This is a genomic window from Psychrobacter submarinus (assembly GCF_904846685.1).
Taxonomy (GTDB): domain Bacteria; phylum Pseudomonadota; class Gammaproteobacteria; order Pseudomonadales; family Moraxellaceae; genus Psychrobacter; species Psychrobacter submarinus.
Genome location: NZ_CAJHBQ010000002.1, coordinates 501,957 through 524,100 on the forward strand (window position 1 = coordinate 501,957; position 22,144 = coordinate 524,100).

20 protein-coding genes are annotated in these 22,144 nt (G+C 45.2%); 9 read left to right on the top strand and 11 right to left on the bottom strand.

Going from position 1 to position 22,144, the window contains the following annotated elements:
• Positions 1 to 13 precede the first annotated feature (13 nt).
• The 4 genes from JMY03_RS08280 (at position 14) to cysE (ending at position 2,994) form a co-directional block, all read left to right on the top strand.
• Positions 14 to 412 carry an Hpt domain-containing protein gene (locus tag JMY03_RS08280; RefSeq protein ID WP_227675559.1) on the top strand — a complete coding sequence of 133 codons (399 nt, stop codon included), beginning with the start codon at positions 14 to 16 and terminating at the stop codon, positions 410 to 412.
• Between the two features lie 2 nt (positions 413 to 414).
• Complete coding sequence (locus tag JMY03_RS08285; RefSeq protein ID WP_201602869.1) at positions 415 to 1,308, top strand: RNA methyltransferase; 894 nt, start codon at positions 415 to 417, stop codon at positions 1,306 to 1,308.
• A 66-nt stretch (positions 1,309 to 1,374) separates the two neighbouring features.
• Complete coding sequence (locus JMY03_RS08290; protein WP_025646932.1) at positions 1,375 to 1,818, top strand: YtoQ family protein; 444 nt, start codon at positions 1,375 to 1,377, stop codon at positions 1,816 to 1,818.
• A gap of 240 nt (positions 1,819 to 2,058) precedes the next feature.
• Positions 2,059 to 2,994: a serine O-acetyltransferase gene (cysE, locus tag JMY03_RS08295; RefSeq protein ID WP_201602872.1), complete on the top strand. Its 936-nt coding sequence runs from the start codon at positions 2,059 to 2,061 to the stop codon at positions 2,992 to 2,994.
• A 135-nt stretch (positions 2,995 to 3,129) separates the two neighbouring features.
• Here cysE and JMY03_RS08300 read toward each other — a convergent pair whose 3' ends face one another.
• From JMY03_RS08300 to pheA, 6 genes are all read right to left on the bottom strand, one after another.
• The gene (locus JMY03_RS08300) at positions 3,130 to 3,693 is read right to left on the bottom strand and encodes a 2-amino-4-hydroxy-6-hydroxymethyldihydropteridine diphosphokinase (RefSeq protein ID WP_201602875.1); all 564 of its coding nucleotides are present in this window, start codon (positions 3,691 to 3,693) and stop codon (positions 3,130 to 3,132) included.
• Between the two features lie 3 nt (positions 3,694 to 3,696).
• On the bottom strand, positions 3,697 to 4,077 hold the full coding sequence (gene folB, locus JMY03_RS08305; RefSeq protein ID WP_201602878.1) for a dihydroneopterin aldolase: 381 nt from the start codon (positions 4,075 to 4,077) through the stop codon (positions 3,697 to 3,699).
• Positions 4,078 to 4,143: 66 nt separating this feature from the next.
• Positions 4,144 to 5,076: an EamA family transporter RarD gene (gene rarD / locus JMY03_RS08310; RefSeq protein WP_201602881.1), complete on the bottom strand. Its 933-nt coding sequence runs from the start codon at positions 5,074 to 5,076 to the stop codon at positions 4,144 to 4,146.
• 313 nt (positions 5,077 to 5,389) lie between these two features.
• Entirely contained in the window at positions 5,390 to 7,741 is a 2,352-nt protein-coding gene (locus JMY03_RS08315; RefSeq protein WP_201602884.1) for a bifunctional prephenate dehydrogenase/3-phosphoshikimate 1-carboxyvinyltransferase, read from the bottom strand.
• A 186-nt stretch (positions 7,742 to 7,927) separates the two neighbouring features.
• Positions 7,928 to 9,055 (bottom strand): histidinol-phosphate transaminase, encoded by a 1,128-nt coding sequence (gene hisC, locus JMY03_RS08320; RefSeq protein WP_201602887.1) that lies wholly within the window; start codon positions 9,053 to 9,055, stop codon positions 7,928 to 7,930.
• A gap of 64 nt (positions 9,056 to 9,119) precedes the next feature.
• Positions 9,120 to 10,259 carry a prephenate dehydratase gene (pheA, locus tag JMY03_RS08325; RefSeq protein WP_025646925.1) on the bottom strand — a complete coding sequence of 380 codons (1,140 nt, stop codon included), beginning with the start codon at positions 10,257 to 10,259 and terminating at the stop codon, positions 9,120 to 9,122.
• A 480-nt stretch (positions 10,260 to 10,739) separates the two neighbouring features.
• Between pheA and JMY03_RS08330 the strand changes: the two genes are divergently transcribed.
• Positions 10,740 to 11,678: a transaldolase gene (locus JMY03_RS08330; RefSeq protein ID WP_025646923.1), complete on the top strand. Its 939-nt coding sequence runs from the start codon at positions 10,740 to 10,742 to the stop codon at positions 11,676 to 11,678.
• 110 nt (positions 11,679 to 11,788) lie between these two features.
• On the opposite strand, the gene JMY03_RS08335 is transcribed toward JMY03_RS08330, so the two are convergent.
• Positions 11,789 to 12,358: an adenine phosphoribosyltransferase gene (locus JMY03_RS08335; RefSeq protein WP_025646922.1), complete on the bottom strand. Its 570-nt coding sequence runs from the start codon at positions 12,356 to 12,358 to the stop codon at positions 11,789 to 11,791.
• Positions 12,359 to 12,640: 282 nt separating this feature from the next.
• On the opposite strand from JMY03_RS08335, the gene JMY03_RS08340 reads away from it, so the two are divergent.
• Positions 12,641 to 12,805: a rubredoxin gene (locus tag JMY03_RS08340; RefSeq protein ID WP_025646921.1), complete on the top strand. Its 165-nt coding sequence runs from the start codon at positions 12,641 to 12,643 to the stop codon at positions 12,803 to 12,805.
• 276 nt (positions 12,806 to 13,081) lie between these two features.
• Entirely contained in the window at positions 13,082 to 13,972 is an 891-nt protein-coding gene (locus JMY03_RS08345) for an alpha/beta fold hydrolase (protein WP_051397510.1), read from the top strand.
• 413 nt (positions 13,973 to 14,385) lie between these two features.
• On the opposite strand, the gene JMY03_RS08350 is transcribed toward JMY03_RS08345, so the two are convergent.
• Complete coding sequence (locus tag JMY03_RS08350; RefSeq protein ID WP_201602890.1) at positions 14,386 to 15,375, bottom strand: WG repeat-containing protein; 990 nt, start codon at positions 15,373 to 15,375, stop codon at positions 14,386 to 14,388.
• Positions 15,376 to 15,671: 296 nt separating this feature from the next.
• On the opposite strand from JMY03_RS08350, the gene JMY03_RS08355 reads away from it, so the two are divergent.
• The gene (locus tag JMY03_RS08355; RefSeq protein WP_201602893.1) at positions 15,672 to 16,601 is read left to right on the top strand and encodes a DMT family transporter; all 930 of its coding nucleotides are present in this window, start codon (positions 15,672 to 15,674) and stop codon (positions 16,599 to 16,601) included.
• Between the two features lie 75 nt (positions 16,602 to 16,676).
• Here JMY03_RS08355 and JMY03_RS08360 read toward each other — a convergent pair whose 3' ends face one another.
• Positions 16,677 to 17,996 carry a solute carrier family 23 protein gene (locus tag JMY03_RS08360; protein ID WP_265089632.1) on the bottom strand — a complete coding sequence of 440 codons (1,320 nt, stop codon included), beginning with the start codon at positions 17,994 to 17,996 and terminating at the stop codon, positions 16,677 to 16,679.
• A gap of 628 nt (positions 17,997 to 18,624) precedes the next feature.
• Between JMY03_RS08360 and JMY03_RS08365 the strand changes: the two genes are divergently transcribed.
• On the top strand, positions 18,625 to 20,058 hold the full coding sequence (locus JMY03_RS08365) for an L-serine ammonia-lyase (RefSeq protein WP_201602900.1): 1,434 nt from the start codon (positions 18,625 to 18,627) through the stop codon (positions 20,056 to 20,058).
• A 161-nt stretch (positions 20,059 to 20,219) separates the two neighbouring features.
• Here JMY03_RS08365 and JMY03_RS08370 read toward each other — a convergent pair whose 3' ends face one another.
• Both JMY03_RS08370 and argJ read right to left on the bottom strand, forming a co-directional pair.
• Positions 20,220 to 20,618 carry a DUF4377 domain-containing protein gene (locus JMY03_RS08370; RefSeq protein ID WP_025646915.1) on the bottom strand — a complete coding sequence of 133 codons (399 nt, stop codon included), beginning with the start codon at positions 20,616 to 20,618 and terminating at the stop codon, positions 20,220 to 20,222.
• Positions 20,619 to 20,904: 286 nt separating this feature from the next.
• Positions 20,905 to 22,140: a bifunctional glutamate N-acetyltransferase/amino-acid acetyltransferase ArgJ gene (gene argJ, locus JMY03_RS08375; protein WP_201602903.1), complete on the bottom strand. Its 1,236-nt coding sequence runs from the start codon at positions 22,138 to 22,140 to the stop codon at positions 20,905 to 20,907.
• Positions 22,141 to 22,144: the final 4 nt, after the last annotated feature.

Here is a 22,144-nt window from a genome sequence, read left to right on the forward strand (position 1 = left end):
GGACCTTTTTATCATGATGGATGCTGAGTACAAAAACATTAACACGATTGGCGATAGCTACCACGATGGCGCTCACGCCATCATTGATGATGCCCAGTTCGAAGAGATGCGCGACTTACTAGAAGAAGACTTTGCCGATTTAGTACAGACCTTTATCGACGATAATAAACAGCGAATTGTACTGATGCAAGCGGCGCAAACCAATAACGATAATGCCAATGGCTTTGAATTTGCTCACGCCTTAAAGGGGGCTAGTGCTACTTTAGGCGCTATGCAATTAGTAGCGCTCAGCGAGCAGCTAGAGAGTGCTTGTCGTAGGCAGCAGATAAGCCACCAAAGTGAGCTAATTACGCGCTTGTCAGCTGCACTTTTGGACGTCGAACAAGAGATCAACCAACGTTTAGGGTTATAGATATGACATCTACCTCTTCCGCACCCAGCGCCCTAAAAGTTAGCGATTATTTATCCTGCCTGCAAGTTGTGATGGTCAATACCACCCTACCTGCCAATATCGGTTCAGCAGCGCGAGCTATGCATACTATGGGTTTGTCTCATCTGACGGTCGTCGACCCTAAGCTGCCGATAGATGAAACTAGTGTCTCGCACGCAGCGGGTGGTAGTGAGATATTAGCAGCTGCTAAAATCGCACCGACTCTAGAAGAAGCAATTGGTGATTGTCAGCTAGTGTTCGCCGCCAGTAGTCGTAGTCGTCATCTGCCGCGCCCCGTGGTGACTCCGACGCAGGCGGCTAAGATTATGTTGGACTTTATAGATACGCAGACTGATATTAGCGATCAGTCCGAACTCTCAGCAGCGAGCCGCCCTAAGATTGCTATCCTCTTTGGCCGTGAAGACCGAGGCCTCACCAATGAAGAGCTGGCCTTTGCCGACTATCATATCCAAATCGACGCCAACCCTGATTATCCAGTGCTCAATGTCGCCTCAGCCGTGCAAGTCATCGCAAGCTTTATTTTCGCGTATGCGCAAACTCATAAAGCGGGTGCGAATCCTGAGCTCATTGATGAGAGCAAAACAACCACTAGTAGTCATGACGAGGACCAAACTGCTTCACCCCTAGTCAACACTTATATCCGCCAACAGTGGGATGAGCCCGCTATTACTCAGCAACAACTGCAAAGTCTCACGCAGCGCAGCACTGAGCTGATGGTAGCGCTCAATCTTGCTAATAGCGAGCACCTAAGATCCCTGCCAGCACGCTTATCGCGCCTAGGCTCACGTCTTCAGCTTGATCAAAAGGAATATCAGCTGCTAAGTGCTTTAATAGCTAAACTATCCAAGGATCGCTAAACTCATAAACACCTAACGCTGTTATATCTTAAAGCGCTATGCACTAAAAACTAAAAGGAGTTCATTATGAATTGGACAGTATACTTATCAGGCGAGATCCACACAGACTGGCGCGAGCAAATCATGCAAGGCGCAAAAAATCATGGCCTTAATATTAAGTTCACCTCAGCCGTGACTGACCACGACGCTAGCGATGCTGCAGGTGATCTATTGGGTGAGAACGACAAACAGTTTTGGCGCGATCATCAGTCATCTAAGGTCAACTCCATCCGCACTAAGACCTTAATCCAGAACTGTGATATTGCCATTATTCGTTTTGGTGATAAATACAAGCAGTGGAACGCAGCCTTTGATGCCGGCTTCTGCGCCGCCTTAGATAAGCCCTACATCACTCTACATAATGACGATATTATTCATCCGTTAAAAGAAGTCGACGCGGCCGCTATGGCATGGGCGCAAACCCCTGAACAAATCGTCGAGATTCTTAAATATATTACTAGTAATACTTAAGCAGTCGCCATTTAAAATAAAACTAAGCAGAATGTTACGATGAGCTGTATGGCTAGGTTGTGCGCCTGTCAGCATAACGACACTATACATTCTGCTTTTAGTAAATAAATCTACATTATCTATGAATCTGTTATTATTTATGGCTTATAGCTATATTTTGTCAGGCAAAGCTGCTATAACTAAAATGATAAACAAGCAGTTTCATTCAGTATGTCATCAAAGAATATGATAGGACGCGTTATGCCATCGCCATCTACCCTACTTAAATCGCTCAAGACGTTCAAAAAAGATCTTAAAGAAGACATTGATGCGGTCTTTAAGCGTGACCCTGCCGCCCGCAATAGCTTAGAAGTTATTCTGACTTATCCCGGTATTCATGCCTTGATACTACACCGCGGTGCCCACTACTTATGGAATCATGAGCAAAAGCTCGCTGCGCGCGTGATCTCTTACGGCTCACGTATCGTGACCGGTATTGAGATACATCCTGCCGCGCGGATTGGGAAACGTTTTTTTATCGATCATGGCGTCGGCGTGGTGATTGGCGAGACCGCTGAGATTGGCGATGACGTCACCTTATATCACGGTGTCACTTTAGGCGGGGTCTCACAAAATAATGGTAAACGTCATCCTACGCTAGAAGATGGCGTCACCGTTGGTGCGGGCGCAAAAGTTTTAGGCCCATTCGCGGTCGGCAAAAATGCCAAAATTGGCTCGAATGCGGTAGTGGTCAAGCCGGTACCTGCTAACGCCACTATGGTCGGTAGTGCCGCGCGTATGATCTCTGAGTACCACGATGAAAAAGGCAACCCTATCGTTGCAAAAATCAATGACTCTAAGCAACAAGAAAAAGCGGCCAAAGGCACTATCACTGATAAGGAGGAGCCTAAGAAAACCGAACAAGCCGGAGACGATAAGCCTTCTACAACATCAGCACGTGATACAACTTTCCAAGCTTATGGTATCGATCCTTATTCACAAGACCCTGTTGCTGAAGCTTTTGCCAAAATGCTTGAGCATATTCAGCAGTCTGAAACGCGCTTAGACCAGATGCAGCAAGCTATGTGCAAGCTCGATCCTGAGTTTTGTCAAAAACAGTACGATAAGCTGTGTTTAGAAGATATCGATGTCATTGGCCAAAGTGATCTGGATAAAGCGGATACAGCTGAAAAATAGTCATCGATATAATTAGTAAAGTGAGGCGTGATGTCTAAACCACTTCTCACTTTTATTCACTCTTGAAATAATATTGCATTTTATATCGTGCATAAAGAATGACTCCTTTATAGAACACTACCTGTATTTAAACCTTTAAAATGATGAATTCGGTTGTGTTAAAAACTCTAGCTCTTTTTTGAGCGCTTTTATCCCAGTCATCTCATGGTTTGCAAAAGGAAAGCGCTCCGCTATAATAATCCATTTATCCTTACTACTGCTTAGGCTATTTTGTTGATCTTCTAGCTTAACCATCAAAATATCGATATCCATACTCACTTTGGTAACTGCTACTTGCTGACCGGAGCCTTGTGACTTCTGTGCACGCGCCCTACCACACTCGTCTTCTAAGTTTTTACAAAACGTCTGTAGCTGCCCTAAAGTCATATCTTTGTGCAAAGCTAAATAAACGCTTTGATTGATATAATCAGGTTTTGGCTGCTCTTTGCTAGCGGTAATATCAGGATTTTTAATGGCACAAGATAGCTCAATTTCGCCAAGCTTAGCTAGAGTTGTCCGGACATTCGCCAAGTGATGATTCGCTTGATAGTTACTGCCTAAAGCTAACCATACTGCACTCACTGGCAGTGCTTGCAGTTTACCAAAACTAATCTTTGGTAAATGCTCTAGCGGCAAACCCACTAAATTATTATTGCTCATTGTTTACACGTTGCCATTTTTTGCAAAACGCGTGATTTGTACCCCTACTGCGTTTGCTTCTTTAATAGCTGTCGGCTTAGCGACGCTTAGGGTCAATTTTTGGCAGTTATATTTGGCTAATAGTTTCTCGGCAAGTTGTTCGGCTAGATGTTCAAGCAGTTTGGCTTTGAGCTCTTTGCACCATTCTGCCACATCATCACAGACGTCTTTATAGCTCAAAGCATCTTTGACGTCATCTGATAGCGCTGCTTTACTGATATCGGTTTCAAGCGTAATATCTATCATGATCGGCTGTGTGATTGCGCGCTCCCAGTCGAAGACGCCAATGACTGCCTCAACGCTCAAGCCTTTGACAAATACGACATCTGCTTCGTTAGGTAACATGTGCTTATCCTTAAAGTTCTCTGCTAATAGTCATATGAATGCATTAAGATTACAAATTTTATAGGATTAGTGTTTGGCTTTTAGCATTTTACTTGGACGATGTCGCCATAAATCGATGCTAAATAATAATAAGCCGAACCATATCAAGCCAAATACGGCTAAGCGATGCAGATCAAACGGTTCTTTATAGTAAAACACCGCTAAGAAAAAGATAAAGGTCGGCGTCAAGTAATTCATAAAGCTTAGAATACTATAAGCGACGAGCTTAGTGGACTTATTAAACAGCAGTAAGGGTATCAAGGTAATCGGCCCTGCCAGCATCAATAGCCAGATATTGGAGGTGAACCAAAAGCTGATCTGACTACTGACGACATCCGACTGCCAAAACCACCATACGCATATCGGTACGAGCATCGCGGTTTCGATAAACATTGCATCAACGGCAGTTAGCGGGGTTTGCCGCTGAATAGTGCCATAAGTGCTAAAACTAAAAGCCAATATCAATGATATCCAAGGCAGGCTCCCTAGCATAACGACTTGAATGAGCACCGACACCAAAGCAAAGCCAATCGCTACCCACTGCAACGGCCGCATACGCTCTTTAAATAAGATCATCGATAGCGCCACGCCGACCAAAGGCCCGATAAAATACCCTAAACTGGCTTCTAGTATCTGATCGTGATTCACCGCCCAGACGTAAGTGAGCCAATTAGTTGCGATAATCAAACCAGATAAAAAAGTTAGCGCTAACCATTTTGGGTTTTTTTTAAGGGTGTTAATCCATTGCCAACGTTTGGTTACGACTAAAACCACTAATAAGCATAAAAATGTCCAAATAATACGATGACCGATGATCTCGGTCGCGTCATATGCGCTTAGTTGCTTAAAGTACAGCGGAAACGTGCCCCAAATCGAGAACGCTATCAGCGCCGTAATAATGCCGCGTCTTGTGGTTTGCACTACGGCTACTGGTTTTTTTAGCACATTTTGGGTAGTCATACATCAGACAACTTATTTAGGCAAAGCGCATTTTATGCTCTTTTATATCTCCTGCATTTGTTTATAGGCAGGTCAGTAAAAGGAGAAAGATGCGTTTGTGAGATAAAGAGTTTTATTATTTGGACTTTGTTATTTTGGTTTTATTATTTAGATTTTATTACTTAGATTTTATTACTGAGCGCTTATGACTTAAATAGAAAAGCAATGCGTCAACGTCATAAGGACATCAACACATTGCTACTTACCAATTACTTATATCATTAAGCTTTTTTTAATCGCACTTTAACTGATCAATAATAAAATATAGCAAGCTTTAGGCGTTATCAGTTTCAGCGCCTTTATCTACCTCAATAGACATACCTACTTGATTGGCGAGCTCTGCAAAACCTGGGAAGCTGGTATTCACCGTCTCCACGCCTTCGATAATGATTTGCTTGGAGGCACGCAGGCTCGCAACCGCAAAGCTCATCGCGATACGGTGATCGTGATGCGAGGTGATATGACCACCGCCAAAGACAGGCTGCTGGTTATCCATCTCATCGCTTTGACCTTGTGTGCCCTTGCCCTCAATGATTAGCCCATCTTCAGTTACGGTGCAGTCAATCCCTAAGGTTTGTAAGCCATCGGCCATGACCGCGATACGATCAGACTCTTTTACTCTTAGCTCTTTAGCACCTGTTAATACGGTACGACCCTTTGCACAGCTGGCAGCGACAAATAATACTGGGAACTCATCGATTGCCAGTGGCACTAAGTGCTCAGGTATCTCAATGCCTTGTAGGTTTGAGGAGCGAATAGTAATATCAGCGACGGGCTCGCCGCCAACATGAGTTTCATTGCTTAGACTGATATCTACATTCATCAGCTTTAGGATATCGATAACGCCAGTGCGCGTTGGGTTGATACCCACTTGACTCAAAGTCAGCTCGCTACCTTGACTGATCGCTGCCGCCACCATAAAAAATGCCGCTGAAGAGATGTCGGCTGGCACGGCGATATCGCCAGCGGTTAACTTACCGCCGCCCTCCACGCTGATACGATTGCCATCGACGCTCACGTCATAACCAAAGGCTGATAGCATACGCTCAGTATGGTCACGGCTGACTTCCGGCTGCGTCACTGTCGTTGTACCCTCACTCCACAGACCAGCTAATAACAAGCAAGACTTGATTTGCGCAGAAGCCACTGGCATCTGATACTCAATACCTTGCAGCGGCTTACCCGCTTTGTCGCGGCCGGTAATACTAAGCGGTGAGGTACCGCTAGTGCCCGTGCTTTGGATGATAGCGCCCATCTGCCGTAGTGGCGAGGCTATACGCTCCATTGGGCGTTTATTGAGGCTCGTATCACCGGTCAGCACGCTATCGAAATCTTGCGCGGCTAAGATACCAGCCAGCAGGCGCATACTGGTGCCAGAGTTGCCCATATAGATAGGTGTCTTGCTCGGCTTTAGCCCATTCATCCCCACGCCATGAATAGTGAGCTTACCGTTGTCTGGCCCTTCGATAGTCACGCCCATATCTCTGAATGCTTGTAGCGTCGCTAACGCATCTTCCCCTTCCAAAAACCCAGTCACGCGCGTGACGCCCTCGGCGATACTACCGAACATGATACTACGGTGCGATATCGACTTGTCACCTGGAATGGTGATCGTACCATTGACGGCATTACTGGTATTGGGAGAAATAATATAAGAAGCTGACATAGCAGAGGTATCCGTATAAGGGGTGCTGGTTAGCATATGACCAAAATGTCGCCGTGCGGCTTGCGCGCGGCCCAAAAGGCCCATCAGGGCAGTTGAATCTTTATCAATAATAAGCTTACGTATATTTTGTAGATAATCGCTGTATTCATCGAGTGCATCGATTATCGCATTTTGATTGGCAAAGAAGATATCATGCCACATCTTAGGGTCACTCGCCGCGATACGGGTAAAGTCGCGAAAACCGCCAGCGGCATAGCGAAACATATTTAAATTGTCATCGTGGCTGGCCAGTTGATCGACTAGATTATAAGCCAATAAGTGCGGTAAATGACTGGTATGGGCCAGCACCGCATCATGATGCTGAGCGTCCATCGACATCACACTTGCCCCGACCGACTCCCATAACTGCCGCAACTTAGTGATAGCTGACTCATCGGTGCTCGCTAATGGACAAATAATGACGCTATGGTTAATAAATAAATCGCTGCGGCGGGCATGATAGCCTGAGTTCTCAGCGCCAGCAATTGGATGCGCAGGTACCAATCCAGTAGGCAAGCCCTTTCGTGAAGTCGCAAAAACATCGTTAGCAGCGGCGATGACATTGGCTTTGGTGCTACAAACATCGCTGATCACACAGTCATAGGCAAGTATACCGCTCTGCATTGCCGCTTTAATCTCAGTGAATGCCGCTGATACCGCTTGCACTGGGATGGCGATAACGATCAAATCAGAGCCACTCACGACTTGGGCTAGAGAGCTACCGCCAGCATCGAGCAAACCCTGATCAAGAGCGGCGCTGATGCTCGGCTGATGCTTATCGACAGCGACTAGGCGTTTGCTTAGGCTATTATCTTTAATCGCTTGCGCAAGACTAGCCCCAATCAGCCCTAGACCTATGATACAGACTTGCTCAAATAACGGCTCTGTAGTGAGATGGTTTGTGGATTTTAGATAGCTCATGGATCTCTTATTATAGGTATCTTATTATATGTATCTTATTATATGTATCTTACAAATTGATCTAGTGTCTCGGCTAAGGCGTATTGAGCAGTCATCATAAAGCATATCAAATCTTCAACCCGGCCTAGTTTAATACCGACTAGATGGAATAACTAATAGATATAAATGAGTGACTATTAAAAGGGGTCACTCTGCATTTAAGATAGATTTTAAAGTATCAATCAAGCGTGTATTATCTTCTGCTAAGCCTACGGTAATTCGTAACCAATCCTCTAGACCATAGCCTTTTAAAGGCCGTACAATCACCCCTTGCTCTAATAACGCTTGGTTAATATCAGCCGCACCTTCTATTTTTAGCATAATAAAATTGGCATATGATTTGATAAATTCAAGTCCTAGCGCATCAAACTGCTTCTCAAGCCAGCGCATTTGTCCGGCGTTGATTTTTCGCACTTCGCTAATAAAGCTTTGATCCGTTAGTGCCGCTGCTGCTGCCGCAAGAGCGATACGGCTAACATTAAATGGCTGGCGAATACGATTGAGCAAATCCGCCACTAGCGGCGAGCTGAGCGCATAGCCGACACGTAAGCCGGCTAAGCCATAAGCTTTGGAGAAAGTACGTACTATCACCACATTATCAAACTCGTCTAATAGCGCCCGATTATTACTCTCAGGACTATACTCGATATAGGCTTCATCTAGTACCACTAATACTGAAGCTGGCATACTCGCGACAAACTCGCGTAGCGCCTCGCTGTCTAACAAAGTGCCCGTTGGGTTATTGGGATTGGCGATGAATACGATCTTGGTATTGGCATTATCTAGGACAGCTTGACGCATCGCTTTTAGATCATGACCAAAACGCTTCGCTGGTACCTCAATACCAGTCGCGCCCTGCATCTTCGCTAGCATCGAATACACCACAAACCCGTACTGACTATAGACGATCGCATCATCAGCACCGACGAAGCTTCGCGCTAAGATATCGAGCAAGTCATTAGAGCCATTGCCTAAAGTGATGCTATCGATACTCATATCGGTAAAGTCTGACAGCGCTTGCTTGAGATAATAGCCATTACCATCCGGATAACGCGCCAACTGACTTAACTGCTCCGTTATCGCTAAAGTCACCTTTGGTGAGCAGCCCATAGGGTTCTCATTACTTGCCAGCTTGACCACATCTGAGACGCCATATTCACGCGTCAGCTCTTCTACCGGCTTACCCGTTTGATAAGGTGCTAGCTCCATTAAACTCTCGTAGGCTGGCGTTAGTGGCTGAAGCGTCTTAGCTTGCAAGTTTTTGGCAGATGGCATGGCTTTGTCCTTTTTTACGCTGACTCAAATAGATATCTTGTTACGAATGACCACACTCTATATCTTAAAGCACCGCTTTTGGATAAGAGCCCAAGATGCGCACGTCTTTGACCAATGGACGTATATCAGCGATAGCGGCGCTGACGTTAGGACTATCAATATGGCCTTCCATATCGATAAAGAACACATAAGCCCACTTGTTCGGGCGCTCAGGACGGGTCTCAATACTAGTCATCGACACACCATGATAAGACATCGGCTTAAGTATTTCGATCAAGGCACCAGCTTTGTCATGAGCGGAGACCACAATAGAGGTCTTGTCTTGGCCAGATGGCGCGATAGCTTCGTGGCCGATGACTAAGAAGCGCGTGGTATTGCTCGGGTTGTCTTCGATATTCGAGTACAGCTTATGCAGATCATATTCAGCGACTGCCACATCTCCGGCAATAGCAGCTGAATGCCATTCGTTCTTTAGGCGGCGAGCGGCTTCGCCATTACTTGAGACGGCCACACGCTCGACACTAGGATAGTTGACGTCGAGCCAATGACGACACTGCGCGAGAGACTGTTGATGCGAATAGATACGGCTGATACTGTCGATCTTAGTATGCTCAGCGACCAAGAAGTTTTGATGAATCGGCAGCTCAACCTCGCCGATGATCTTCAGCGATGAGGATAAGAATCCGTCTAAAGTATGATTCACCACCCCTTCAGAGGAGTTTTCGACAGGTACGACGCCATACATCGCTGTACCCGCTTCGACTTCACGAAACACATCGGTAATCGTAGTCAGCGGCATAGTGTCCGCCGCTTTGCCAAAGTGTTTTAATGCAGCCGCATGAGTGAAAGTGCCAAGCGGTCCCAAAAAGGCAATACGCTGCGGCGCTTCTAAATCTAGACAAACCGACATAATCTCACGAAACAGACGCGCCATTTTTTCATCAGAGATAGGCCCCTCGTTACGCGCCATCACCGCTTTTAGTACTTGCGCTTCACGCTCAGGACGATAAAAGATAGGATGGCTATCGGACTTTTGCTCCGCTAGATGCTCTTTTTTAGCCACCGCTACTTTTTGGGCTAATTTTGCTCGATTATTAATCAGCTTATGAATCTCATTATCCACTGCGTCTATGTCTTGACGCAGCTGATTCAAAAGCTGTTGATCGGTTGCAGCGCCGCTGACATCAGTACTTACTGACGTCATATTGTCTGGTTTTTGCTCTGCCGGCGACTTACTCATATCCTATATCCTTTTTGAAACGGTTAACGTTTGCTATATTGAAGAAAACTAACGTCTAAATCTAGTGATTATCGCTTGATTCTAAATTTAGTCATTCACTTTTTATTATTGATGTTTGGTTATTATTAATATTCGATTATCATTGATAACCTATCGGCTCTATTATCCGCTTTACTCATAAAAGAATCGGCCAATAAGGCAGGTAAACGATGGATCGCCCCTACTATAGCAAAAACTGCTGACAGTGCCCATGCAAAATAGCTATCAATAGCTGAAATAAAGTAAATGAGGGCATAGCTTTTTGTGGTATGCGCCTTATCATAAGAAATACTCGCAATCGCTATGACTAGCAGTAACCCCACACGCAAATCTGTGTTAGAGTCTTAAAGACAATCTACGAGTAACCCCAAGGTTTAACCCTTATTATAATGACAAGGATATTTAATGAGCGCATTACAACAGCTTCGCACTATGACTACTATTGTCGCTGACACTGGCGATCTAGCCGCTATTGAGCGTCTCAAGCCTATCGATGCGACCACCAATCCAAGCCTCATCACCAAAGCGCTGATTCACCCTGATAATCAATCGATGCTAGCAGAAACGATGAGTCGTCAGCAAGGTGATGTCGATGCCGTTATCGATGCCTTAACGATCCAAATCGGCTGTAGTATTTTAGAGCTTATCGAAGGCCGGGTATCGACTGAGGTAGACGCGCGCTTGTCTTATGATACTCAGGCCACTATCGATAAGGCTTTGGAGTATATAGAGGCTTATCAAAAGGCAGGAGTTGATTCAGATCGAGTACTCATCAAGATGGCAGCAACTTGGCAAGGTATTGAAGCAGCCCGCTATCTTGAAACTCAGAACATACACTGTAATCTCACCTTGCTATTTGGTCAGCATCAAGCAATTGCATGTGCTGATGCTGGTGTCACGCTGATATCGCCATTCGTTGGACGTATCTTAGACTGGCAAAAACGCCAACAAAATCGCCAAAACGTCCCTGTCGCCGATGATATGGGCGTGCAATCGGTCAAGCTTATTTATCAGTACTACAAACAACACGGTTATCAAACGCAGGTAATGGGCGCAAGTTTCCGCTCGGTAGAGCAAATATTAGCCTTAGCGGGCTGTGATTTATTAACTATCGCGCCAAACTTAATAGATGAGCTTGCCAACATGGATGTCGAGGTCACCCGCCAGCTCTCGCCTACGATGTCGACGGATCTAGATGCTATGAGTAAAGTCAGTTTAACCCATGAAGAGTTCAGCGCCGCCTATCAAAACGATAAAGTGACCCAAGATCTATTACCAAAAGGTATTGATGGCTTTATTAGCGCTCGTGAAGAGTTGGCGCAAGCATTAGCAGCTATGCGTTAGTTCAAGTAGATAATCCAAACAAACTGAATCACCCGAAAAGCGCTCTATTTCGAGCGCTTTTTTATCTAAATACTTGTTTTGCAATATCAATACTTGCTTTGAAAGTCTACTCAGGCTTTTAAGACCGTATAAACCGGCACTGGGAACTCGCCATGCAAGTCGACTAAGTCTAATAATACCAGCGCCCCTACCACATTATGATCCGCGGCTTTGCACAGCTCATAGGCGGTGCGCAAAGTGCCACCAGTGGCCAAAATATCATCAACCAAGAGTAAACGCTCAGGGGGCAAGTTACTTTGCATCTCAAGCGTATCTTTACCGTACTCTAGCGCATAAGCCTTATTAGCAACTGGTGGTGGCAGCTTGCCGGGTTTACGAAGTAGTATCATGCCTTTACCTAAGCGGCCTGCTAGTAAGCTTGCAAAGACAAAGCCGCGCGCCTCAACTGCTCCTAAGCAGTCCACCTCATCCATGAGACCCTCTGGCAATGCCGCTAACAGTGCATCAATTACCTCATCAATATGACTGCGCAGTAAAGGGGTGATATCATAAAAGTCTATACCTGGCTTAGGAAAGTTGGGTACAGTACGAATAATTTGCCAAAGCGGATGCTCTTTATTGATGACAGTAGTGTCGTTAGTAGCAGTCTTAGCGGATGATGTCGCTTTTGTAGCGCTCATAAAAGTCCTTATAGGATAAAAATATAGCGATTATAACCAAAATTTAGCGGTCATCATAATCGCTCGTTATAGTAGCATAATTGCTGTACTAACAGTGATGACAGCTAAAAATGACGGCAGCTTCACTATTGAATATAGCGATAGGGCTTTAATAAAGGCATACTTATCTCAATATACAAGTGTAAACTTAAATGAGCTAAGCGGCGATATATGCTACACTACGCGCGCTTAGATCGTCTTAAAACCCTAATGATAAATGAGCAATGATAGATAGGATTATGTATGAAACGTTATGAATGTATCGTCTGTGGCTGGATCTATGATGAAGAGCTGGGCTGTCCTGAAGAAGGTATTGCCCCTGGTACCCGCTGGGAAGATGTTCCTGATGACTGGATCTGCCCTGAATGCGGTGTGGGCAAGCTTGATTTTGAGATGGCAGAGTTTTAGAGCTAGTACCTTGATAACTAGGTAACTTGGACCCTCTAAATAGGACACGTTATGACGAATTCAAACTCTTCTGATACAGATAGCAGCGTTGATAGTAGTATTAACGAACATCGTGTCAACGCTAGTCACAGCATGGCTAGTGACGACACTACTAATCATGACGCGGTGAATACTGCTACTACTAAAAAACAAGTGCAGTATCCGACTTCAGACTGGCAGAAATTCGGTGAGCATCATTGGACACCCTCAGATCTGAGTAAAGATCTGTATCAAACAATGATAGATATTGGCGATGGTATCGAGCTTTGCGTCGAAGCTGGCGGCAACCCTGATAATCCGCCACTGCTAATGATCATGGGCTTAGGCTCACAAATGATCTTTTGGCCCAATAGCTTTATAAAAAGGCTCATTGACGCCGGCTTCTTTGTGATACGTTTTGATAATCGGGATATTGGGCTGTCCTCGAAAGTGCAGATTGATGGGTTACCACGCGTCAATCAGCTAAAGATGATGTTTCGTCTGCAGGCAGGTCTGTCCAATAAAAGTGAGCAAGTCGCTTATAAGCTTACCGATATGGCAGAGGATACTGTGCGTTTGATTAAGGTTTTAAACCTTGGGCGTACGCACCTGATAGGCGCTTCTATGGGCGGTATGATTGCCCAAATTGTCGCCGCGCGTTATCCAAGCTTAGTTGATCGTATGGCTTTGATGTTTACTACAAACAATCGCGCCTTTTTGCGGCCACCGAAACCCAAACAATTATATACCTTAATCAATCGTCCTGAGAGTCACTCTGAGCGCGATATCGTCCGTCATAGTGTTTGGTTTATTAAGACGGTTGGTACGCCTGGGCATATAGATATTCGGGCAGTACGTGAAGTGGCAGAGCTGCGCTATCAGCGTAGCTTTCACCCGCTAGGCACGCTGCAGCAGCTCAATGCTATTTTGGCGTCTGGCTCCATTGCGCGATTTAGTAAAAAAGTAAAAGCGCCGACTATCGTTATGCATGGTAGCGCCGATGGGCTCTTGCCTGCATCGCAAGGCAAAGTAGTGGCTAAGACTATCCCTAATGCCAAATTTTATCTCATCGATGGTATGGGTCATGACATTCCAGCTTACTATCAGCCTTATATGGTTGATCTGATTCGTAATCATCTTTTAGGGTAACTCATATTGCTAACGGCCTAGTTTTTTAACAAAAAAAGCGGCGTATTACCTAGGGCGTGTTGAACATTCGACCATGGCACTGACAGCGACTATTTTTTAGGCGATTTGCAGATAAAAATGGTAAGTTTAGTCGTTCTAAGCGTCTATTTTTATCAATAAAGCGGCAAAAAAGAGTCCTGTCCCTATTGTTGTAGTTAGGGCTGATGCTAAAATCGTCCTAGTCGTTGCGACTGTTTAAATAAAATCAGCTAGCCAATGCAATAAGCATTACCTGCAATTTTAACGACGACTAGAACACAGCTTTGATTAACTAGTAGCGATCAGCAGTGCGCATTTGTGAATGTTCAACACGCCCTAATAATGCGCCGCTTTACTCATTTAATCTTGCTCATTTCTACTTTGGGGACTATTCATCAATCACAGCCAACATTGGTGCCTGCTTTATCAATACACATCTTATCGCCATTTTGCAGACTGCCAATCCAAGCTTTTCCTTGCTTAAAGACAAAAGAAGGCGCTTCTCGATAGCTGCCACTGCTCGCTACGCCCTCCTCCTCAAAACGAAAAGGAATCACCAGCTCCCCGCCTAAATTGACAAAACCCCATTTACCGTCGATACGCACGCCTGCTAGACCTTCAGAAAAAGGACGCACGGCATCAAACGAATAGGTAATCATAGTAATATTACGATCATCGACAAAGCCCCATTTACCATCGCGCTGATCGGCTTGCAAAGTAGTAAATGATGCGCGGTTAACAGCCGCAGTATCGTTATTTGTGTCGTTAGCATTATTTTTAGCACTGACAGGACTGGGGTCTGAAATAGTATTACCATTTTTATCGAGCCAGCTGATGGCTTGACCTTTACGCACCCGCGCTTTACCGCCCTTATAATTATCGATATCGCTGATAGAGGCAGAAAACGGCACTATGATGTTGTTCGCTGTATCTATAACGCCATATTTACCGCCTTTTTTGACCACGATGCGTCCATCTGTCGCCGCGCGCGCCCAGCCAGATGATTCACCCAACTTATCATAAATCAGTGGCACCACTTCGCGTCCTTTCATATTCACATAACCAACCTTATTACTGCGCTCAACAGGTATCAATCCGCCCGCTAGCTTGTCGGCGTCTACCTGCTGATAGCGCGACAAATCAACGACCCGCTTACCTTGCTTGTTGATTAAAGCAACTGGCGCACCAAAATCTTTAATCGCTAAAAAATAACGACTGTTAGCAGTGCAAGAGACGTTTTTGTAATAGCTTTTGGGTAGCTTACAGCTCGCCGCTTGTGCGCTTGGCATAACAAGCATTAGGCCAGCCGACATCAGCATTCCTGTAGCGAGGTACCGACCGGTCAGTGCAGATAGCGTATTGGGCGTAGATCTAAGTAGTGACATAGATAATGTATATACCAGTAAGTTATTAACAAAAATTTGAATAGCGTTTTTGATTGCTCATAAGGCCGAAAACTCATCAAAGGCTTGTTTATTATAAACTGCTAGACCCACAAATAGCGAATAAGGAGTCGGCTATACAAAATTATCGTTATGCCATTTAGATTTTCAATCAAAAGGTATACACTTGTGCTCTTTTTTAGGCTTATATTTTTGTAAGCGCAAAGTCAGTGCAATATCATAGTCGTTTGTAAATCAATCAGACCCATAAGCAGGTCAATAAGTCAGAGGGGAGCTTTATGTCCAATACCAACACGCGTACTGCTACCATTGGCTTGGTCATAGGTTGTATTATTTTTGGTTTAGGTAGCCTTATTGTCGCCCATGTCGATGTCGGAGGCTGGGCGATGTCATTTTGGCGTCTGGCTATCTCAGGGATCGTTTTTGCAGTATTAGCCAAGATAGCCGGACAACGCTTGCCACGCTCGAGACCCGCTATTTTTTATGGGTTATTGTCAGGCGCGTTTTTGGGCTTGGACTTAGCGCTTTGGCATGAGAGTATCTATGCAGTCGGCCCTGGTATCTCAACGCTGCTTAATAGTTTGCAGATTTTCTTTTTGGCGGCGATTGGGTTTTTGTACTTCAATGAGCGCCAGTCTATTTTGCAATTGATTAGTTTATGTTTAGCGATGCTAGGCGTCGCTATGATAGGTAGTCCAGAGTTTGCACAAAATTCTGCGGCGACTTGGGGTTTTATCACTGGTATCGTCTCAGGCGGTATGCTAGCCGCTTCGATGACATTTATTCGTAAGACCCACGATACCGAGCCGACTCCTATACTGGTACTAATGCAGCTGGTCAGTATTGGCGGAGTACTGGCGATGATAGTCCCGATGCTTATACTAGATAAAGGTAATATTATTCCCAGCACTTTGTCAGAGGTGGGCTGGATACTGGTCTATGGCGCTGTAATGCAGTGCTTAGCTTGGGGCTTGATTGCCTACTCTATTCCTAAGCTGTCGCTGGCTTTGACCGGATTATTACTGTTGTCTGAGCCGGTTGCCGCTTTGCTTATTGACTATACTTGGCTAGATAAGCCCATTAATGCTTTGCAATGGATCGGCGCACTATTGACGATGTTGGCTATTTATTTGGGCTCACTAAAGCCCAAACCTCGAGCGCTACGCCGCTATCGGTTTTTTGCGCGGTTTTATAATAAGAAGTATTAGCCTAAAAAAAAGAGCGAGCCTGATAACAGACTCGCCTTTTTATTCTCAATGCTAAAAGCTCTTAAAGATATAAGATCAGTTTTTTTGACGATTAAATAAAGCGTTGAGTACGATGGCTGCTAAAGTGGCGGTACCTATACCGCCCAAATCGAAACTACCGAGCATGAGACTGAAATTACCTGTCCCCATAATGACGGTCACAGCAGCAATAACAAGATTGCTGTTTTTAGTGAAGTCAATATTGTTATCCATCCAAATCTTCAAGCCTGCAATAGTAATCAAACCAAATACGACGATAGAGGCACCGCCTAATAATGCAGCTGGAATGGTCTGAATAATCGCGCCAAACTTAGGCGACATGCCTAGCATCACTGCGACTACCCCAGCAATGACAAATATCGTGGTGCTATAGACTTTAGTGACTGCCATAACGCCAATATTCTCAGCATACGTGGTCACTCCAGTACCGCCAAAGCCGGCCGAGAATGTGGTTGCTAAGCCATCAGCAAGAAATGCCCGGCCCATATAAGGCGTCACTCGCGCTTTGGTCATGCCCTCCACCGCTTTAAAATGACCCAAGTTTTCGGCGACTAAAATAAAAGCCACCGGTGCAATCAAGACAATAGCGCTCATCTCAAAGCGCGGCGTATGAATGCTAGGCAGACCAAACCATGAGGCTGCAGCGACAGTCGTAAAATCAATCGGTGTGCCGTAGCCCATCACGTTAGTAACGATGTAATAGATGACATAAGATAAAATCAGGCCAACTAGTAATAGTAGGCGGCGCAGCATACCGCGCGTAAATACCGCCACGCCACTAATGAGCAGTACTGTCAATGCTGCCATCCAAGCGTCAAACTGATTGGCCGAGACGCCTTGAATAGTGACTGGCGCTAAATTTAGACCGATAATCATCACGATAGCGCCGGTGACGATAGGCGGCATCAAGCTCTCTATCCAGCCCGTACCGGTCTTCATCACCAGTAAGCCTACGAGCGCATAAATGATACCGCAGGCCATGATACCGCCCAAGGCCACATCCAAACCGCTATTGAAACCGGTGCCTGCGTAAGCGGTTACTGCTATGACAGGACCAATAAAAGCGAAGCTTGAGCCCAAATAGCTCGGCATCCGGCCACCGGTAATCACAAAGAACATGATGGTACAGATGCCTGACATCAAGATAGCTAGATTGGCGTCAAACCCCATTAATAAAGGTGCCAATACTGTCGCGCCAAACATCGCAAAAGTATGCTGAATACCTAGCAAAATGCTCTTTGATGGTGACAAATATTCATTGATTCCTACTGGGTTACGATCTAAGTCGCCTTGGAACGGACGCCAAGTGGGAAACCATTTGCCATTATCGAAGTCTGGATGATGCGGTATCGTCATAGCATTAGTCTCAATACCTGCAGCCTCTAGTGCATTATGTTCCGATGAGGTTTGCGTCGGTTGTTCTGAAGGGGGTGTCATGCGCGTTTCCTATTTGACCCAACTGCGTTGATTTACTTAAAAAGAAAGATATGGCTTCATTATTGAAAGGTGTTAAGCCCTGTTGACTAGTCATATTAATGATAAATGACATTAATAATAATTAGTTAAACATCGATAGCGAAAGTCTTGCTTTTTTTCGTTAGTCACGTCGATTGATATATGTTCTACTGAGTTGATAATTGGACGCTTTTGGCTTAGAGTTTAGACTCTAAGCCGTTTATTTTATTACAGGATGTTACAGCTGTGTTAGTGCTCAGCATAATAACGGAATTTTATAGCAAAAAAAAGCGCTTATTAGACCCTTTGATATACTGTCTGATTTTCGAGCACTCCCTTATGAAATGGATATTCTGAGACAACAACCCTCAAGTTGTATCCTTGTCTATATTCAAGTATCTATGTTCAAGTATCTATGTTCAAAGCAGCATAATTCTTAATCCTTAAGCAACCTAATATGTGCCTGTCAAATAGACGCTGTCTACTGACAAGCTATCGGCTTTATATTTAACCTTTAGAGTATTTACTTATGATTAGTGTTTTTGATTTATTTAAAATTGGTGTCGGCCCTTCAAGCTCACATACTGTGGGCCCTATGGTAGCCGCTAATTTATTTTTATCCGCACTGCGTAAACAGACTAAGCTTGACACAATAAAAAGTATTGAAATCGATCTTTTTGGCTCTTTAGCCGCTACCGGCAAAGGACACGCGACTGATACCGCTATCTTGCTTGGGTTGCTCGGTCATGCTCCTAGCACCATAGACACCCGGCTTACCAGCCAATATCTGCTACCTATATTTTCAGATAAGACCCTTAATATCGCAGGCGAGCATGAGATTGCTTTTGATGTAGATCATCATATTCACTGGTATAGTGATACGGTGCTGCCTTATCATCCCAACGCGATGACAATTAGTGCGCGCTTAGCTGACGATAGCCGCTACCAACAAACCTACTATTCCGTCGGGGGCGGTTTTGTAATCAATGAAGAGGACGCCACCAACCCTGATGACGATCATGCGACGCCGACGATAGAAGAGCTCCCCTATCCGTTCAATAGCGCCTCAGAGTTACTTGAGCGCTGCCAAAAGAACGGCTTGAGTATCAGTGAGTTGGTGCTAGCGAACGAGTGCCATTATCGTGATAAAGAGGAGGTTCTTGCATACTTAGACTCTATATGGGACTCAATGCAAGACTGCGTAGCCAGAGGCTATCAAAGTAGTGGTATTTTGCCTGGAGGTCTCGATGTCAAACGCCGAGCCCAAGCCCTATATTTACAGCTGTGCGCTGAAAAAGACCGCCCTAGTGCCAAAACAGATAAACTCGCGGCGATGGATTGGATCGATTTATACGCTTTAGCCGTCAACGAAGAGAACGCTAATGGCGGTAATGTCGTGACCGCTCCGACTAACGGCGCAGCAGGTATTATCCCAGCTGTCATGCATTACTACCGTGATTTTCTATCTAGCTATAGCTTGGATGGCGCGCGCAAGTTTTTACTCAATGCCACAGCTATTGGAAGCCTTATTAAACAAAACGCTTCTATCTCAGGCGCTGAAGTCGGCTGCCAAGGCGAAGTTGGCTCTGCTTGCGCGATGGCGGCATCAGCTTTGGCCGAGATATTAGGCGGCGATCCTGCCAAATGCCTCAATGCTGCTGAGATCGGTATTGAGCATAACCTAGGTCTGACTTGCGACCCTATTGGCGGCCTTGTGCAAGTGCCTTGTATCGAGCGCAATGCTATGGGCGCGGTAAAGGCGGTGAATGCGGCGCGCCTTGCCTGCCGCGGCGATGGTCAGCACTTCGTCTCTTTTGACAAAGTGGTTGAGACCATGAAACAAACTGGCGCTGACATGCTTGAGAGCTATAAAGAGACTTCGCGTGCAGGGCTTGCTGTGATTGCAAATAACCGAATTCCCACAGCCAGCCACGGGGTCAGTGTTAAATACAGTCAGTGCTAATTATAGTTAATGCTAAGTATGCTTAATGCTAATGACAGCTAATGATAAAGCCTTAGCTACGCTGACAAAATAATGACCATAAAAAAGCCTCTAAATAATTAGAGGCTTTTTACATTTAATCACGATAAGTTTAGATATGAGTTTTAGTCACCTATCAAAGCTTACTCAGCGTTTTTTGAGATAACTTCGTTTAGATACCATACTGGCTTAACCACACCAGCAGCTTCGTCAGCGACCGCTTCTTGGCGGACGTCTAACATATAGCGGTATCCTGGCTCATAAGTGAAACCTTGGATGTTACCATTAAATGAAGTGAAGTTTCTTTGATGCGCTTGACGGAATTGCAAGCACTCAGACTTAATCACTTCACCTGTGTTTGCAGTGACATCACAAACCGCTTTAGTAGGGGCAATCTCAATCTTTAAGTTAGGAATATTAACTACTTTAACATTCTGCGCTTCACCTTCGACAACCATAGTACGTTCGTCATTAAGGTCCATGGTAGAACAACCGGCTAAGGCGAAAGTAGTTGCGAATGCTGCTATTGCTAATTTTTTCATGAATAAATCCTCAATTGATATAAATTATGGATAGTTAATAAGTTAACAGCTGTTGATAACACCTATCGATGATAAAAACCAATAGTCTATAAATAGCGCTTAATATAATTTAAGCTTCGTTCACAGCTTCGTTAATTTAGTAACTTATATTGATTATAGTTTTTCAAATCAAAATAATTATAGAGCGAGCACCCATTCTAGCACTATGACTCCTTTGTAACTTAACGTCAAAGTTTGCAACTTTTGTCAATGAACCATTAAACCTGTTAAAAGGTTCTAAATTAAGTTAACTGCGGTAATCAGCGTTGATCTTGACGTAATCGTACGATAAGTCGCAAGTGTAGACCGTATCACTTGCTGTTCCGCGCGCCAAATCGATACCGATAGTAATCTCTGGACGACTCATGACTTTATCCCCATCAGCCTCCTTATAGTCCGGTGCAACGCCGCCGTTTTGACAAATCATCACTTCATCTAGATACACATCGACCTGTTCAGTATCTAAATCTGGGACGCCAGCGTAGCCGACAGCCGCTAATATACGTCCCCAGTTGGCATCACTGGCAAAAAACGCGGTTTTTACCAGTGGTGAGTGCGCCACTGCATAAGCGACATCGCAGCACTCCTCAGTAGTATTACCGCCGGTTACTTTAACCGTCATAAACTTAGTCGCCCCTTCTCCGTCACGGACGATCAATTGTGCTAAGCGTACAAACACCTCAGTCAGTGCAGTAAATAGCGGCTGATAATGAGGATGCTCTGGGCTATCAATCACATCGAGACTCGCCTTGCCTGTCGCTATGAGCACGCAGCAATCATTAGTAGAAGTGTCGCCATCTACAGTGATACGATTAAAAGATTGCTCATTAATTGCGCTTAGCATCTCTTGTAATAGATCAGCACTGATATTAGCGTCAGTGGCGACATAGCCAAGCATCGTCGCCATGTTTGGTCGTATCATGCCCGAGCCTTTAGAGATACCAGTGATGTGATAAGTACTTTTTTTATCACCCTGAGCTATTTCCACTTTTTGACTGGCAAGCTTCGGCAAAGTATCAGTCGTGCGAATACCGTTGGCAGCAGCGAGCCAGCTATCAGGCGCTAGCTGAGCCAAGGCTTCATCTAAACCTTTGATGACGGCATCGCTATTTAACGGCTCACCGATGACGCCTGTAGAGAACGGCAACACGCTCTCAGTGTCGACCCCTGCCCTAGTAGCAACAGCGGCACAGATATCGCTCGCGCGGCGCTTGCCATCGCTGCCTGTTCCGGCGTTGGCATTGCCAGTATTCGTCACTAGATAACGCGGACTGGCCTGTGCAAAGTGCTCGCGAAGTACTCTGACGGGAGCGGCGCAAAAGGCGTTTTTAGTAGTGACCACCGCGACACTTGCGCCTTTGGCAATCTCAATGAGGACTAAATCATCACGGTCTTTGTAGCGCACGCCAGCTGCGGTAGCGCTAAGAGTGATGCCATCGATAGGGTATATTGTGTCAGGTACTGCCGTATCTCCAACAGCCATAATG